Genomic DNA, 15050 nt, shown 5'->3' with positions numbered 1-15050 from the left:
TCATGGCTGATTACCAGGACAAAAACGTCGTCATTATTGGTCTGGGCTTAACCGGACTCTCTTGCGTGGACTTTTTCCTTGCCCGCGGCGTCACGCCGCGGGTGATGGATACTCGCGTGACGCCGCCGGGTCTGGATAAGCTGCCGCAAGAGGTTGAGCGTCACGTTGGCGGCCTGAACGACGAGTGGCTCTTAGCGGCGGATTTAATCGTCGCCAGCCCTGGCATCGCCCTGGCACATCCCTCTCTTAGCGCTGCCGCCAGCGCTGGAGTGGAAATTGTCGGCGATATCGAACTGTTTTGCCGCGAAGCGCAAGCGCCGATTGTGGCCATCACCGGCTCGAACGGCAAAAGCACCGTGACCACCTTAGTGGGCGAGATGGCGAAAGCGGCGGGCGTCAATGTCGGCGTTGGCGGCAATATCGGTCTTCCGGCGCTGATGCTGCTGGATGCCGATCGCGAATTGTACGTGCTGGAATTATCCAGTTTCCAACTGGAAACCACGTCAAGTTTGCAAGCGGCGGCAGCAACGGTGCTCAACGTCACTGAAGATCATATGGACCGGTATCCGTTTGGTTTGCAACAGTACCGGGCGGCGAAACTGCGCGTCTACGAGAAGGCGAAAGTGTGCGTAGTGAATGCCGATGACGCGTTGACGATGCCGGTTCGCGGGGCCGATGAGCGCTGCGTCAGCTTTGGCGTCAATATGGGTGATTATCACCTTAATCGTCAGCAGGGCGAAACCTGGCTGCGAGTCAAAGGCGAGAAGGTGCTGAACGTGAAAGAGATGAAGCTTTCCGGGCAGCATAACTATACCAATGCGTTAGCGGCGCTGGCGCTGGCGGATGCCGTAGGTCTGCCGCGCGCCAGCAGTTTGAAGGCGTTGACGACATTTACCGGTCTGGCGCATCGCTTCCAGCTGGCGTTGGAGCATAACGGCGTACGTTGGATCAACGACTCGAAAGCGACCAACGTCGGCAGTACCGAAGCGGCGCTAAACGGTTTGCATGTGGACGGTACGCTACATCTGCTGCTGGGCGGCGACGGTAAGTCGGCAGACTTTTCTCCGCTGGCGCGCTATCTGACCGGCGATCGTATCCGCCTGTATTGCTTTGGGCGCGATGGCGCGCAGCTTGCCGCACTGCGTCCGGAAATCGCCCAACAGACTGAGACGATGGAAGAGGCGATGCGTTTGCTGGCGCCGCGCGTTCAGCCGGGTGATATGGTGCTGTTGTCGCCCGCCTGCGCCAGCCTCGATCAGTTTAAAAATTTTGAGCAACGGGGCGATGTCTTTACCCGTCTGGCGAAGGAGTTAGGTTGATGCGTTTATCTCTCCCCCGTCTGAGAATGCCGCGCGTACCAGGCTTTGGCCTCCTGGCCTGGCTGTTTGCGGCGCTTAAAGGCTGGGTGATGGCTTCGCGCGATAAAGACGCCGACAGTCTGATCATGTATGACCGCACGCTGCTATGGCTGACCTTCGGGCTGGCGGCGATTGGTTTTGTCATGGTGACGTCGGCCTCCATGCCAGTCGGGCAGCGCCTGGCGAACGATCCGTTTTTGTTTGCCAAACGTGATGCGCTCTATATCTTCCTGGCATTTTGTCTGGCGATGGTCACGCTACGTTTGCCCATGACCTTCTGGCAAAAATACAGCACGACGATGCTGATAGCGTCGATCATTATGCTGCTTATCGTGCTGGTCGTCGGGAGCTCGGTCAACGGGGCGTCGCGCTGGATTGCGCTGGGGCCGCTGCGTATTCAGCCTGCGGAGTTTACCAAGCTGTCGCTGTTCTGCTACCTCGCGAACTATCTGGTGCGTAAGGTTGATGAGGTGCGAAATAACCTGCGCGGCTTTTTAAAACCAATGGGCGTGATTCTGGTGCTGGCGGTGTTACTGCTGGCGCAGCCTGACCTCGGGACGGTGGTCGTACTGTTTGTCACCACGCTGGCGATGCTGTTTCTCGCCGGGGCGAAATTATGGCAGTTCATCGCCATTATCGGGATGGGCATCTCGGCGGTGATTCTGTTAATCCTCGCCGAACCGTATCGTATTCGCCGCGTTACCTCGTTCTGGAACCCCTGGGAAGATCCGTTCGGCAGCGGTTATCAGCTGACGCAGTCGCTGATGGCTTTTGGGCGCGGTGAGATATGGGGGCAAGGGCTGGGGAATTCGGTGCAGAAACTGGAGTATTTGCCGGAGGCGCACACCGATTTCATCTTCGCCATTATTGGGGAAGAACTGGGTTATATCGGTGTGGTATTGGCGCTTTTAATGGTATTCTTCGTCGCTTTTCGCGCGATGTCGATTGGCCGTAAGGCATTGGAGATTGACCACCGTTTTTCCGGATTTTTAGCGTGTTCTATCGGTATCTGGTTTAGTTTCCAGGCGCTGGTAAACGTTGGCGCGGCCGCGGGGATGCTGCCGACCAAAGGTCTTACGCTGCCGCTCATCAGTTATGGCGGGTCGAGTCTGCTGATTATGTCGACGGCCATTATGTTTTTATTACGTATTGATTATGAAACGCGTCTGGAAAAAGCGCAGGCGTTTACACGAGGTTCTCGATGAGTGGTCAACCGAAGCGGTTAATGGTGATGGCGGGCGGTACCGGCGGGCACGTGTTCCCGGGACTGGCCGTTGCGCATCATTTAATGGCCCAGGGCTGGCAGGTTCGCTGGCTGGGTACCGCCGATCGTATGGAAGCGGATTTAGTGCCGAAGCATGGCATCGATATTGACTTTATTCGGATCTCCGGTCTGCGCGGTAAAGGCGTAAAAGCGCTTCTGGCGGCGCCGTTGCGGATTTTTAACGCCTGGCGGCAGGCGCGGGCGATCATGAAGCGGTTTAAGCCGGATGTCGTGCTGGGAATGGGCGGTTATGTTTCCGGCCCCGGCGGTCTTGCCGCCTGGTCATTGGGTATTCCGGTCGTCTTGCATGAGCAAAACGGTATCGCCGGGCTAACCAATCAGTGGCTGGCCAAAATCGCGACCACGGTGATGCAGGCGTTTCCCGGTGCGTTTCCGAACGCGGAAGTGGTGGGTAACCCGGTGCGTACCGACGTACTGGCGTTGCCGTTGCCGCAGGAGCGTCTGGCCGGTCGTGACGGCCCGATTCGCGTGTTGGTGGTCGGCGGTTCTCAGGGGGCGCGAGTCCTGAACCAGACGATGCCGCAGGTTGCCGCCAGACTGGGCGATACGGTTACAATCTGGCATCAAAGCGGAAAAGGCGCGCAGCTCACGGTAGAGCAGGCATATGCCGGGGCGGGACAACCGCAACATAAGGTAACGGAATTTATCGATGACATGGCCGCCGCCTATGCGTGGGCGGATGTGGTGGTATGTCGTTCCGGCGCTTTAACGGTGAGCGAGATCGCCGCCGCCGGATTACCGGCGATATTCGTGCCGTTTCAGCATAAAGACAGGCAGCAGTACTGGAATGCGCTACCGTTAGAAAACGCCGGCGCAGCTAAGATTTTTGAGCAGCCGCAGTTTACTGTAGAGGCTGTCGCCGACACCCTGGCGGGGTGGTCGCGCGAGGCGTTGTTAACCATGGCGGAGCGTGCCCGCGCGGTATCCATTCCGGATGCTACCGAGCGCGTCGCCAGTGAAGTCAGCCGGGTTGCCCGGACATAATTTGTGGCGGTGCCTTTTGCATCGCAGGGTTTTTCTACCCTCAATAATTTGGGTTGCAGGCAAGCCAACGCATCTGCAATTTGAAGTATGGCGGGTATTGGAGTTAATGGCGTAAAGAATGAATACACAACAACTGGCAAAACTGCGTTCCATCGTGCCCGAAATGCGTCGCGTTCGGCACATTCACTTTGTCGGCATCGGTGGTGCTGGTATGGGCGGTATTGCCGAAGTTCTGGCCAATGAAGGGTATCAGATCAGTGGTTCCGATTTAGCGCCGAATCCGGTGACCCAGCAGTTGACGAGCCTGGGGGCGACGATTTTCTTTAACCATCGTCCGGAAAATGTGCGTGATGCCAGCGTGGTCGTCGTTTCCAGCGCAATTTCCGCGGATAACCCGGAAATTGTCGCGGCGCATGAAGCGCGTATTCCGGTTATTCGCCGTGCGGAAATGCTGGCGGAACTGATGCGTTTTCGCCACGGCATCGCCATTGCCGGGACGCACGGAAAAACCACAACGACCGCGATGGTGTCCAGTATTTATGCCGAAGCGGGGCTGGACCCGACTTTTGTGAATGGCGGTCTGGTGAAAGCCGCAGGCGTTCATGCGCGTCTGGGCCATAGTCGTTACCTGATTGCCGAGGCAGATGAGAGCGACGCATCCTTCCTGCATTTGCAGCCGATGGTCGCGATCGTCACCAACATCGAAGCCGACCATATGGATACCTATCATGGCGACTTTGAAAATTTAAAGCAGACGTTTATTAACTTCCTGCATAACCTGCCGTTCTACGGTCGCGCGGTAATGTGCGTCGACGATCCGGTCATCCGCGAGTTGCTGCCGCGGGTGGGGCGTCAGACCACGACGTATGGCTTTAGCGAGGATGCTGACGTCCGCGTAGAAGATTATCAGCAGATAGGGCCGCAGGGGCACTTTACGCTGTTGCGCCAGGGAATGCCGGATCTGCATGTCACGTTGAATGCGCCGGGTCGCCACAATGCCCTGAATGCCGCCGCGGCAGTGGCGGTAGCGACCGAAGAAGGCATCGACGATGATGCTATCCTGCGCGCGCTGGAAAGCTTCCAGGGGACCGGGCGTCGTTTTGACTTCCTCGGCGAGTTCCCGCTTGAGCCGGTGAATGGTAAAGCCGGGACAGCGATGCTGGTGGATGATTATGGCCATCATCCGACTGAAGTAGACGCCACCATTAAAGCTGCGCGAGCAGGGTGGCCGGATAAAAAACTGGTGATGCTGTTTCAGCCGCACCGTTACACGCGCACGCGCGATCTGTATGACGATTTCGCCAATGTGCTGACCCAGGTTGATGCGCTGCTGATGCTGGACGTTTACCCGGCGGGCGAAGCGCCGATTCCGGGCGCGGATAGCCGCTCTTTATGTCGCACGATTCGTAATCGGGGAAAAATTGACCCGATTCTGGTTTCCGATCCGGCTCAGGTTGCGACAATGTTAGCGCCGGTGCTGACGGGTAACGACTTGATATTAGTGCAAGGCGCAGGAAATGTTGGCAAAATTGCGCGTTACTTATCTGAAATCAAGCTGAAGCCGCAAATCCAGGAGGAAGAACAACATGGCTGATAAAATCGCGGTCCTGTTGGGCGGAACCTCTGCGGAGCGGGACGTTTCGTTAAATTCCGGCGCGGCAGTGTTGGCCGGGTTACGTGAAGGCGGCATTGATGCGCATCCCGTCGATCCGCAAGAGGTCGATGTCGCGCAGCTTAAAGCAATGGGCTTTCAGAAGGTCTTTATTGCGTTGCATGGCCGCGGCGGTGAAGATGGCACCTTACAGGGAATGCTTGAACTGCTCGGCCTGCCTTATACCGGCAGCGGTGTGATGGCCTCGGCGCTTTCAATGGATAAACTGCGCAGTAAATTGCTGTGGCAGGGCGCAGGCTTACCGGTTGCGCCGTGGGTCGCGCTGACGCGCGCTGAGTTTGAAAAAGGCCTTAGCGAAGAACAAAAAGCGCGAATTTCGGCGCTGGGTTTACCGCTAATTGTCAAACCCAGCCGTGAAGGCTCCAGCGTCGGTATGACGAAAGTAGTAGAAGAAAATGCTTTACAGGGTGCGTTATCATTGGCTTTTCAGCATGATGACGAAATACTGATTGAGAAATGGCTGTGCGGTCCGGAATTTACGGTGGCGATAGTTGGCGAAGAAATTTTACCGTCAATTCGTATCCAACCGGCAGGAACCTTCTATGATTATGAGGCGAAGTATCTCTCTGATGAGACTCAGTATTTCTGCCCTGCCGGTTTAGAAGCGTCCCAGGAAGCCGCGCTACAGTCTCTCGTCCTGCAGGCATGGAAAGCTTTAGGCTGCACGGGATGGGGGCGTATTGACGTCATGCTGGACAGCGATGGTCAGTTTTATCTGCTGGAAGCCAATACTTCTCCGGGGATGACCAGCCATAGTCTGGTGCCGATGGCGGCGCGTCAGGCGGGAATGAGCTTCTCGCAGTTAGTGGTACGAATTCTGGAGTTGGCGGACTGATATGTCGCAGGCTGCGCTGAACACGCGAAACAGTGATGAAGAGACGCCTTCTTCACGCCGTAACAATGGAACGCGTCTTGCAGGAATACTGTTCCTGCTGACGGTGCTGTGCACCGTGTTTGTTAGCGGGTGGGTCGTGTTAGGGTGGATGGAAGATGCGCAGCGTTTACCGTTATCAAAGCTGGTATTAACCGGCGAGCGTCACTACACGCGTAACGATGATATCCGTCAGGCGATACTGGCTCTGGGCGCGCCGGGAACCTTCATGACGCAGGATGTGAACATTATCCAGAGCCAGATTGAGCGTTTGCCGTGGATTAAACAGGCCAGCGTCAGAAAACAGTGGCCTGATGAATTGAAGATTCATCTGGTTGAATATGTGCCGATTGCGCGTTGGAATGATCAACATATGGTCGATGCTGAAGGGAACACCTTCAGCGTGCCGTCAGACCGCATCGGCAAACAGGTTTTACCCATGTTGTATGGCCCGGAAGGCAGCGCGAGTGAAGTGTTGCAGGGATACCGCGAGATGGGGCAGGTGCTGGCTAAGGATAAATTCACTCTAAAGGAAGCGGCGATGACCGCACGTCGCTCCTGGCAATTGACGCTTAATAACGGCATTAAGCTCAATCTCGGCAGGGGCGATACGATGAAAAGGTTGGCTCGCTTTGTAGAACTCTATCCGGTTTTACAGCAGCAGGCGCAAACCGATGGCAAACGGATTAGCTACGTTGATTTGCGTTATGACTCAGGTGCGGCAGTTGGCTGGGCGCCGCTCCCCCCTGAGGAATCTAATCAGCAACAGAATCAGGCACAGGCAGAACAACAATGATCAAGGCGACGGACAGAAAACTGGTAGTAGGACTGGAGATTGGCACCGCGAAGGTTGCCGCTTTAGTAGGGGAAGTTCTGCCCGACGGTATGGTCAATATCATTGGCGTGGGCAGTTGCCCATCGCGGGGTATGGATAAAGGCGGGGTGAATGACCTTGAGTCAGTGGTGAAATGCGTTCAGCGCGCCATTGACCAGGCGGAATTGATGGCCGATTGCCAGATCTCCTCGGTATATCTGGCGCTTTCCGGCAAACATATTAGCTGTCAGAATGAAATTGGTATGGTACCCATTTCCGAAGAGGAAGTGACGCAAGAAGATGTGGAAAACGTCGTGCATACTGCGAAGTCAGTGCGCGTGCGCGATGAACATCGCGTGCTGCATGTGATTCCTCAGGAGTACGCCATTGACTACCAGGAAGGCATTAAAAATCCGGTCGGTCTTTCCGGCGTGCGTATGCAGGCGAAAGTACATTTGATTACCTGCCACAACGATATGGCAAAAAACATTGTCAAAGCTGTTGAACGTTGTGGTTTGAAAGTTGACCAACTGATATTTGCCGGACTGGCGGCCAGTTATTCCGTGTTAACGGAAGATGAACGTGAACTGGGCGTCTGTGTCGTGGATATCGGCGGTGGTACAATGGATATCGCCGTTTATACTGGCGGCGCGCTGCGTCATACCAAAGTGATCCCTTACGCGGGGAACGTGGTGACCAGCGATATCGCTTATGCCTTTGGTACGCCGCCGAGCGATGCTGAAGCCATTAAAGTCCGCCACGGTTGCGCGCTGGGTTCCATCGTCGGTAAAGACGAAAGCGTTGAAGTACCGAGCGTAGGCGGGCGTCCGCCGCGCAGCCTGCAACGTCAGACGCTGGCGGAAGTGATTGAGCCGCGTTACACCGAGCTGCTCAATCTGGTCAACGAAGAGATATTGCAATTACAGGAACAGCTTCGCCAACAAGGGGTAAAACATCACCTGGCGGCGGGGATTGTGTTAACCGGCGGCGCGGCGCAAATCGAAGGGCTTGCTGCTTGCGCTCAGCGCGTGTTTCATACGCAGGTGCGTATCGGCGCGCCGCTGAATATTACCGGTCTGACGGATTATGCCCAGGAGCCGTATTACTCAACGGCGGTGGGATTGCTTCACTACGGGAAAGAGTCCCACTTAAACGGTGAAGCAGAAGTGGAAAAACGTGTTACGGCATCAGTTGGCTCGTGGATCAAGCGACTTAATAGCTGGCTGCGAAAAGAGTTTTAATTTTTATGAGGCCGCCAGATATTACGGCCTCAGGCGACAGGCACATGACGGAGAGAGATTATGTTTGAACCTATGGAACTAACCAACGACGCGGTGATTAAAGTCATCGGCGTCGGTGGCGGCGGCGGTAACGCTGTTGAACACATGGTGCGCGAGCGCATCGAAGGTGTTGAATTCTTCGCGGTGAATACCGACGCTCAGGCGTTGCGTAAAACGGCGGTTGGCCAGACCATTCAAATTGGTAGCGGCATTACCAAAGGTCTGGGTGCCGGCGCTAACCCGGAAGTCGGTCGTAACGCGGCGGACGAAGACCGTGAAGCGCTGCGTGCGGCGCTTGAAGGCGCAGACATGGTATTTATCGCGGCAGGCATGGGCGGCGGTACCGGAACCGGCGCGGCACCAGTGGTTGCTGAAGTGGCAAAAGATTTAGGTATTCTGACCGTTGCCGTGGTGACTAAGCCTTTCAATTTTGAAGGCAAAAAGCGCATGGCATTTGCGGAGCAGGGTATCACCGAGCTGTCCAAGCATGTGGACTCGTTGATCACCATCCCGAACGACAAGCTGCTGAAAGTGCTGGGCCGTGGTATCTCCCTACTCGACGCGTTCGGCGCGGCTAACGACGTGCTGAAAGGCGCGGTTCAGGGTATCGCAGAGCTGATCACCCGCCCAGGCCTGATGAACGTCGACTTTGCTGACGTGCGTACCGTGATGTCTGAAATGGGCTACGCAATGATGGGCTCCGGCGTGGCGAGCGGTGAAGACCGTGCGGAAGAAGCGGCTGAAATGGCTATTTCTTCTCCGCTGCTGGAAGATATCGACCTGTCCGGCGCGCGCGGCGTGTTGGTCAACATTACGGCGGGCTTCGACCTGCGTCTGGACGAGTTTGAAACCGTCGGTAACACTATTCGCGCGTTTGCGTCGGATAACGCCACCGTGGTTATCGGTACCTCTCTGGACCCGGATATGAATGATGAACTGCGCGTGACGGTAGTGGCGACCGGTATTGGTATGGACAAACGTCCGGAAATCACTCTGGTCACCAATAAACAGGTGCAGCAGCCGGTGTTGGATCGTTATCAGCAGCACGGTATGGCGCCGCTGACGCAGGAGCAAAAAACGGTCGCGAAAGTGGTTAACGACAATACACCACAGGCGGCGAAAGAGCCGGATTATCTGGATATCCCCGCATTCCTGCGTAAGCAAGCTGATTAAGAATTAGCTGGAATTTGGGATTCTGGGCTCTTTGTGCTAAACTGGCCCGCCGAATGTATAGTACACTTCGGTTGGATAGGTAATTTGGCGAGATTATACGATGATCAAACAAAGGACACTTAAACGTATCGTTCAGGCGACTGGCGTCGGTTTACACACCGGCAAAAAAGTCACCCTGACATTACGCCCTGCGCCGGCCAATACCGGGGTCATCTATCGTCGCACCGACTTGAATCCACCGGTAGATTTCCCGGCCGATGCCAAATCTGTGCGTGATACCATGCTCTGTACGTGTCTGGTGAATGAGCATGATGTACGGATTTCAACCGTTGAGCACCTGAACGCTGCTCTGGCGGGCTTAGGTATCGATAACATCGTTATTGAGGTTAATGCCCCGGAAATCCCGATCATGGATGGCAGTGCCGCTCCGTTTGTCTACCTGCTGCTTGATGCCGGTATTGATGAACTGAACTGCGCCAAAAAATTCGTACGCATCAAAGAGACTGTTCGGGTTGAAGATGGCGATAAATGGGCTGAATTCAGACCGTACAATGGTTTTACGTTGGATTTCACCATCGACTTTAACCATCCGGCGATCGATTCCAGCAGCCAGCGCTACGCGATGAACTTCTCTGCGGATGCGTTCATGCGCCAGATCAGCCGTGCGCGTACCTTCGGTTTTATGCGCGATATTGAATATCTGCAGTCCCGCGGCCTGTGCCTGGGCGGCAGCTTCGATTGTGCCATCGTTGTTGACGATTATCGCGTATTGAACGAAGACGGCCTGCGTTTTGAAGATGAATTCGTTCGTCACAAAATGCTTGACGCGATCGGTGACTTGTTCATGTGTGGTCACAATATTATTGGTGCGTTTACCGCGTATAAATCCGGTCACGCATTGAATAACAAATTGTTACAGGCAGTCCTGGCAAAACAGGAAGCCTGGGAATTTGTGACCTTCCAGGACGACGCAGAACTGCCGTTGGCTTTCAAAGCGCCTTCGACGGTACTGGCATAACGACATACGCTGTCGTATAAAATTCGACTGGTTAACCTGGCACTCTCTCCGGCCAGGCGAGCCAGTCGTTTTTTTTACTATTCTTTATCTGCGCTTTCCTTAATACAGCCATTTTGACAGGGTTAAATGGAAACACGGCGCGTTCGCTGTTTTCTTAGCCGATTTTCACCTTAGCTTCTCGTCATTACTGCTGTAGCGCGTACGCTTTAATGATAAGATTTGTGCGCAAATTGTTTTGATTCCGTAAGCCCATGAGGGGCATATCAGGTGGCAATGACGTGAGTGGAATACTGACGCGCTGGCGACAGTTAGGCAGACGATACTTCTGGCCGCATCTCTTATTAGGGATGGTCGCGGCGAGTTTTGGTTTGCCCGCGCTCAGTAACGCCGCTGAAACCAATACGCCTGCAAGGACGACCGCCAGCACCGCGTCTAAAGTTAACTTTAGCCATCTTGCGCTGTTAGAAGCCTCTAACCGTCGTCCCAATTTCACCGTAGATTACTGGCATCAGCACGCTATTCGCACGGTGATTCGCCACCTTTCTTTTGCAATGGCGCCGCAAACGCTGCCCGTTGCCGACGCGCCGTCGCCATTACAGGCGCATCATATCGCCTTACTGAATACGCTCAGCGCGATGCTCACGCAGGAGGGCACGCCGCCGGCGATTGTTCGCCGCCTCTCCCTGGCGTATTTTGCGCCACAAACCGCATTTAGCATCCCGGCCTGGATAAGTCAGGCGCAGGGTATCCGCGCCGGTCCGCAACGTCTCAGCTAACGAAAAAAGACCCTTTTACTTTATTTGTAGCTCCGCGGCGCGGGGCATTTGAGACTTTATTATGCTAATCAAATTATTAACCAAAGTATTCGGTAGCCGTAACGATCGTACGCTGCGTCGTATGCGTAAGGCCGTCAGCCTTATTAATGCGATGGAACCGGAGATGGAAAAACTCTCCGATGACGAACTGAAAGCGAAAACCAACGAATTTCGCGCCCGTATTGAAAAAGGCGAAAGTGTAGAGAGCCTGATTCCGGAAGCGTTCGCGGTGGTGCGTGAAGCCAGTAAACGCGTCTTTGGGATGCGTCACTTCGACGTTCAGCTATTGGGTGGTATGGTGCTCAACGATCGCTGTATCGCCGAAATGCGTACTGGTGAAGGTAAAACGCTGACCGCAACGCTGCCAGCCTACCTGAACGCGCTGTCCGGCAAAGGCGTTCATGTGGTAACCGTGAACGACTATCTGGCGCAGCGTGACGCCGAAAACAACCGTCCGCTATTCGAATTCCTCGGCATGTCCGTTGGTATCAACCTGCCAGGTATGCCTGCGCCAGCTAAACGTGAAGCTTACGCTGCCGACATCACTTACGGCACTAACAACGAATACGGTTTTGACTACCTGCGCGACAACATGGCGTTCAGCCCGGAAGAGCGCGTGCAGCGTAAACTGCATTATGCGCTGGTGGATGAGGTTGACTCCATCCTGATCGATGAAGCGCGTACGCCGCTGATTATTTCCGGCCCGGCGGAAGATAGCTCGGAAATGTACAAAAAAGTGAACAAAATCATTCCGCACCTGATTCGTCAGGAGAAAGAAGATTCTGACACTTTCCAGGGCGAAGGCCACTTCTCCGTTGATGAGAAAGCGCGCCAGGTTAACCTGACCGAACGCGGTCTGGTGCTGATTGAAGAGCTATTGGTGCAAGAAGGCATTATGGATGAAGGCGAGTCGCTCTACTCGCCTGGCAATATTATGCTGATGCATCACGTCACCGCCGCGCTGCGCGCGCACGCGCTGTTTACCCGTGACGTGGATTACATTGTGAAAGACGGCGAAGTCATCATTGTTGATGAACATACCGGTCGTACCATGCAGGGGCGTCGCTGGTCTGACGGTCTGCACCAGGCGGTAGAAGCGAAAGAAGGCGTTGAAATTCAGAATGAAAACCAGACGCTGGCGTCTATTACCTTCCAGAACTACTTCCGTCTGTATGAAAAGCTGGCCGGTATGACCGGTACGGCGGATACTGAAGCCTTCGAATTTAGCTCTATCTATAAGCTGGACACCGTCGTTGTTCCGACCAACCGTCCGATGATCCGTAAAGATTTGCCGGATCTGGTCTACATGACCGAAGCGGAAAAAATCCAGGCCATTATCGAAGATATTAAAGAACGTACCGCGAACGGTCAGCCAGTGCTGGTCGGGACGATTTCTATCGAGAAATCTGAAGTGGTTTCCAGAGAGCTGACCAAAGCGGGCATCAAACATAACGTACTGAACGCAAAATTCCACGCCAACGAAGCAGGCATCGTTGCGCAGGCTGGTTATCCAGCGGCGGTCACTATCGCTACCAACATGGCGGGGCGTGGTACTGATATTATGCTGGGCGGTAGCTGGCAGGCGGAAGTCGCCGCGCTGGAAGCGCCGACGGAAGAACAGATTGCGCAGATTAAAGCGGACTGGCAGGTACGCCATGACGCGGTTCTGGCTGCCGGCGGTCTGCATATTATTGGCACCGAGCGCCATGAATCCCGCCGTATCGACAACCAGCTGCGTGGCCGTTCCGGTCGCCAGGGCGATCCGGGTTCTTCCCGTTTCTACCTGTCGATGGAAGATGCGCTGATGCGTATTTTCGCCTCCGATCGTGTCTCCGGTATGATGCGTAAACTGGGGATGAAGCCGGGCGAAGCGATTGAGCACCCGTGGGTGACGAAAGCTATCGCTAACGCGCAGCGTAAAGTAGAAAGCCGTAACTTCGATATTCGTAAGCAACTGCTGGAATATGATGATGTGGCGAACGATCAGCGTCGTGCAATTTATACCCAGCGTAACGAACTGCTGGATGTGTCTGACGTGAGCGACACCATTAACAGCATTCGCGAAGATGTCTTTAAGGCGACTATCGACGCCTACATTCCGCCGCAGTCGCTGGAAGAGATGTGGGACATCCCGGGTTTGCAGGAACGCCTGAAAAACGACTTCGACCTGGAGCTGCCGATTGCCGAATGGCTGGATAAAGAGCCGGAGCTGCATGAGGAGACGCTGCGTGAGCGCATCCTGGCGCAGTCCATCGAGGTGTATCAGCGTAAAGAAGAGGTGGTTGGCGCTGAAATGATGCGTCATTTCGAAAAAGGCGTGATGCTGCAAACGCTCGATTCCCTGTGGAAAGAGCACCTGGCGGCGATGGATTACCTGCGTCAGGGTATTCATCTGCGCGGCTATGCGCAAAAAGATCCGAAGCAGGAATACAAGCGCGAATCCTTCGCTATGTTCGCCGCGATGCTGGAATCGCTGAAATATGAAGTGATCAGTACCCTGAGCAAAGTCCAGGTACGTATGCCGGAAGAGGTCGAAGCGATGGAAATGCAGCGTCGCGAAGAGGCGGAGCGCCTGGCGCAGATGCAGCAGCTAAGCCATCAGGATGACGATGCCGCCGTGGCTGCCGATCTGGCCGCCCAAACAGGCGAACGTAAGATTGGACGTAACGATCCTTGCCCTTGCGGTTCCGGTAAGAAATACAAACAGTGTCACGGTCGCCTGAGCTAATGCGGTAAACTTACCGGCCTGATAAGACATAATGTGTTGCCATCAGGTCGGTGCTGGCATTATTGCCGAAGGGCGCTACGCTTATTCGGCCTGACATTGAACACAGATAAAAAGGCGCAGGTGACTGCGCCTTTTTTATGGATGCAACAAGATGAAAAGACTGCAAATCGCGGTTGGGATTATCCGCAACCCGAACGATGAAATTTTTATTACCCGACGCGCCGCGGATGCGCATATGGCGAACAAGCTGGAATTTCCCGGCGGAAAAATTGAAGCCGACGAAACACCAGAGCAGGCGTTGATCCGGGAGCTACAGGAAGAGGTGGGGATTACGCCAACACAGGTGACATTATTCGACACTCTGGAATATCAATTCCCGGACCGACACATTACGCTGTGGTTTTGGCTGGTTGAACGCTGGGAGGGCGAACCGTGGGGGAAAGAAGGACAGCCGGGACGGTGGATCGCGCAAAACGCGTTGAATACGGACGATTTTCCGCCGGCCAATGAACCGATTATTCGTAAATTACGCCAATTTGCGCCTTAGTGGGGGATCGCAACACGATCCCCATCGATCTTATTAGCGATTTAATGTCGACATAATTTCCGGCCAGTAGCGGGGGCCGGCCGCGGCGTCGTGAGGAAAAACCGCCTCAATTGCCGTCAGCTCCTGCGGGCTTAGGGTCAGTGATAACGCGCCAGGGTTTTCTGGCGCAGTGGCGGCTACGTTTCTGTTATAGCCTAATCTCGCCGGTTTATTGGTATTATCCCGGCCGCGCGCATATGGCGCCAAAACTACGCGTATTTATTGATTATTTTTGTCATAAGGCGATATTGCCGTCTCAACAGAGCCCTCTCCGTTAGCGCTCTTCGCTCCAGTCGTCGCTATCAGACTGGTCGCCGCTGCTGGCGATTCGTTTCTCTTCGGCGGCCCATTCGCCCAAATCAATTAACTGACAGCGTTTAGAACAAAATGGGCGGAAGGGGCTAATTTCTCCCCAGACGACCGGTTTACCGCAGGTCGGACAGTTTACGACGGTCACGTCAGACAT

The 15050-nt window shown here is 54.8% G+C and carries 13 protein-coding genes and 2 pseudogenes; 13 read left to right on the top strand and 2 right to left on the bottom strand.

The window, feature by feature from the left end; all coding sequences use genetic code 11:
• Positions 1 to 2: 2 nt before the first annotated feature.
• From murD to mutT, 12 genes are all read left to right on the top strand, one after another.
• A complete protein-coding gene (gene murD / locus ACLD3P_RS12035) occupies positions 3 to 1319 on the top strand; it encodes a UDP-N-acetylmuramoyl-L-alanine--D-glutamate ligase (protein ID WP_000796443.1) in 1317 nt (438 codons plus the stop codon).
• Positions 1319 to 2563, top strand: a complete 1245-nt coding sequence (gene ftsW, locus ACLD3P_RS12030; protein ID WP_001239803.1) for a cell division protein FtsW — start codon at positions 1319 to 1321, stop codon at positions 2561 to 2563. The genes murD and ftsW overlap by 1 nt, the downstream gene beginning before the upstream one ends.
• Positions 2560 to 3627 carry an undecaprenyldiphospho-muramoylpentapeptide beta-N-acetylglucosaminyltransferase gene (gene murG, locus ACLD3P_RS12025; RefSeq protein ID WP_023241679.1) on the top strand — a complete coding sequence of 356 codons (1068 nt, stop codon included), beginning with the start codon at positions 2560 to 2562 and terminating at the stop codon, positions 3625 to 3627. The genes ftsW and murG overlap by 4 nt, the downstream gene beginning before the upstream one ends.
• A 118-nt stretch (positions 3628 to 3745) precedes the next feature.
• Positions 3746 to 5221 (top strand): UDP-N-acetylmuramate--L-alanine ligase, encoded by a 1476-nt coding sequence (gene murC / locus ACLD3P_RS12020; RefSeq protein ID WP_001096071.1) that lies wholly within the window; start codon positions 3746 to 3748, stop codon positions 5219 to 5221.
• A complete protein-coding gene (locus ACLD3P_RS12015) occupies positions 5214 to 6134 on the top strand; it encodes a D-alanine--D-alanine ligase (RefSeq protein WP_000763895.1) in 921 nt (306 codons plus the stop codon). The genes murC and ACLD3P_RS12015 overlap by 8 nt, the downstream gene beginning before the upstream one ends.
• 1 nt (position 6135) lies before the next feature.
• Positions 6136 to 6966 carry a cell division protein FtsQ gene (gene ftsQ, locus ACLD3P_RS12010; protein WP_000075728.1) on the top strand — a complete coding sequence of 277 codons (831 nt, stop codon included), beginning with the start codon at positions 6136 to 6138 and terminating at the stop codon, positions 6964 to 6966.
• Positions 6963 to 8225: a cell division protein FtsA gene (ftsA, locus tag ACLD3P_RS12005; protein WP_000588463.1), complete on the top strand. Its 1263-nt coding sequence runs from the start codon at positions 6963 to 6965 to the stop codon at positions 8223 to 8225. The genes ftsQ and ftsA overlap by 4 nt, the downstream gene beginning before the upstream one ends.
• A 60-nt stretch (positions 8226 to 8285) precedes the next feature.
• Positions 8286 to 9437: a cell division protein FtsZ gene (gene ftsZ / locus ACLD3P_RS12000; RefSeq protein ID WP_000462785.1), complete on the top strand. Its 1152-nt coding sequence runs from the start codon at positions 8286 to 8288 to the stop codon at positions 9435 to 9437.
• A gap of 100 nt (positions 9438 to 9537) precedes the next feature.
• The gene (gene lpxC / locus ACLD3P_RS11995; protein ID WP_000595487.1) at positions 9538 to 10455 is read left to right on the top strand and encodes a UDP-3-O-acyl-N-acetylglucosamine deacetylase; all 918 of its coding nucleotides are present in this window, start codon (positions 9538 to 9540) and stop codon (positions 10453 to 10455) included.
• Between the two features lie 278 nt (positions 10456 to 10733).
• Positions 10734 to 11231 carry a secA translation cis-regulator SecM gene (gene secM, locus ACLD3P_RS11990; protein WP_000014336.1) on the top strand — a complete coding sequence of 166 codons (498 nt, stop codon included), beginning with the start codon at positions 10734 to 10736 and terminating at the stop codon, positions 11229 to 11231.
• 61 nt (positions 11232 to 11292) lie between these two features.
• Positions 11293 to 13998 (top strand): preprotein translocase subunit SecA, encoded by a 2706-nt coding sequence (secA, locus tag ACLD3P_RS11985; RefSeq protein ID WP_000905754.1) that lies wholly within the window; start codon positions 11293 to 11295, stop codon positions 13996 to 13998.
• Positions 13999 to 14149: 151 nt separating this feature from the next.
• Positions 14150 to 14545 carry an 8-oxo-dGTP diphosphatase MutT gene (mutT, locus tag ACLD3P_RS11980; protein ID WP_000826474.1) on the top strand — a complete coding sequence of 132 codons (396 nt, stop codon included), beginning with the start codon at positions 14150 to 14152 and terminating at the stop codon, positions 14543 to 14545.
• A 33-nt stretch (positions 14546 to 14578) separates the two neighbouring features.
• On the opposite strand, the pseudogene ACLD3P_RS11975 reads toward mutT, so the two are convergent.
• Positions 14579 to 14719, bottom strand: a pseudogene (locus tag ACLD3P_RS11975) (aldo/keto reductase); the annotation flags it as partial.
• A 35-nt stretch (positions 14720 to 14754) separates the two neighbouring features.
• Between ACLD3P_RS11975 and ACLD3P_RS11970 the strand changes: the two are divergent.
• A pseudogene (locus ACLD3P_RS11970) lies at positions 14755 to 14862 on the top strand (LysR family transcriptional regulator); the annotation flags it as partial.
• Here the strand turns inward: ACLD3P_RS11970 and yacG are convergent.
• Complete coding sequence (yacG, locus tag ACLD3P_RS11965; RefSeq protein ID WP_001286419.1) at positions 14859 to 15050, bottom strand: DNA gyrase inhibitor YacG; 192 nt, start codon at positions 15048 to 15050, stop codon at positions 14859 to 14861. The pseudogene ACLD3P_RS11970 and the gene yacG sit on opposite strands and share 4 nt — an antisense overlap.

Source organism: Salmonella sp. 741265073_HBA (assembly GCF_046569105.1).
GTDB lineage: Bacteria > Pseudomonadota > Gammaproteobacteria > Enterobacterales > Enterobacteriaceae > Salmonella > Salmonella enterica.
Note: the sequence above shows the minus strand (reverse complement) of the source record. Positions and strands in the feature narration are given on the sequence as shown.

Coding starts and splice junctions, on each gene's coding strand:
- murG (WP_023241679.1), top strand. CDS start 2,560: ATGAGTGGTCAACCGAAGCGGTTAATGGTGATGGCGGGCGGTACCGGC.
- ACLD3P_RS12015 (WP_000763895.1), top strand. CDS start 5,214: ATGGCTGATAAAATCGCGGTCCTGTTGGGCGGAACCTCTGCGGAGCGG.
- secA (WP_000905754.1), top strand. CDS start 11,293: ATGCTAATCAAATTATTAACCAAAGTATTCGGTAGCCGTAACGATCGT.
- yacG (WP_001286419.1), bottom strand. CDS start 15,050: ATGTCTGACGTGACCGTCGTAAACTGTCCGACCTGCGGTAAACCGGTC.
- ftsZ (WP_000462785.1), top strand. CDS start 8,286: ATGTTTGAACCTATGGAACTAACCAACGACGCGGTGATTAAAGTCATC.
- lpxC (WP_000595487.1), top strand. CDS start 9,538: ATGATCAAACAAAGGACACTTAAACGTATCGTTCAGGCGACTGGCGTC.
- mutT (WP_000826474.1), top strand. CDS start 14,150: ATGAAAAGACTGCAAATCGCGGTTGGGATTATCCGCAACCCGAACGAT.
- ftsQ (WP_000075728.1), top strand. CDS start 6,136: ATGTCGCAGGCTGCGCTGAACACGCGAAACAGTGATGAAGAGACGCCT.
- murC (WP_001096071.1), top strand. CDS start 3,746: ATGAATACACAACAACTGGCAAAACTGCGTTCCATCGTGCCCGAAATG.
- ftsW (WP_001239803.1), top strand. CDS start 1,319: ATGCGTTTATCTCTCCCCCGTCTGAGAATGCCGCGCGTACCAGGCTTT.
- murD (WP_000796443.1), top strand. CDS start 3: ATGGCTGATTACCAGGACAAAAACGTCGTCATTATTGGTCTGGGCTTA.
- ftsA (WP_000588463.1), top strand. CDS start 6,963: ATGATCAAGGCGACGGACAGAAAACTGGTAGTAGGACTGGAGATTGGC.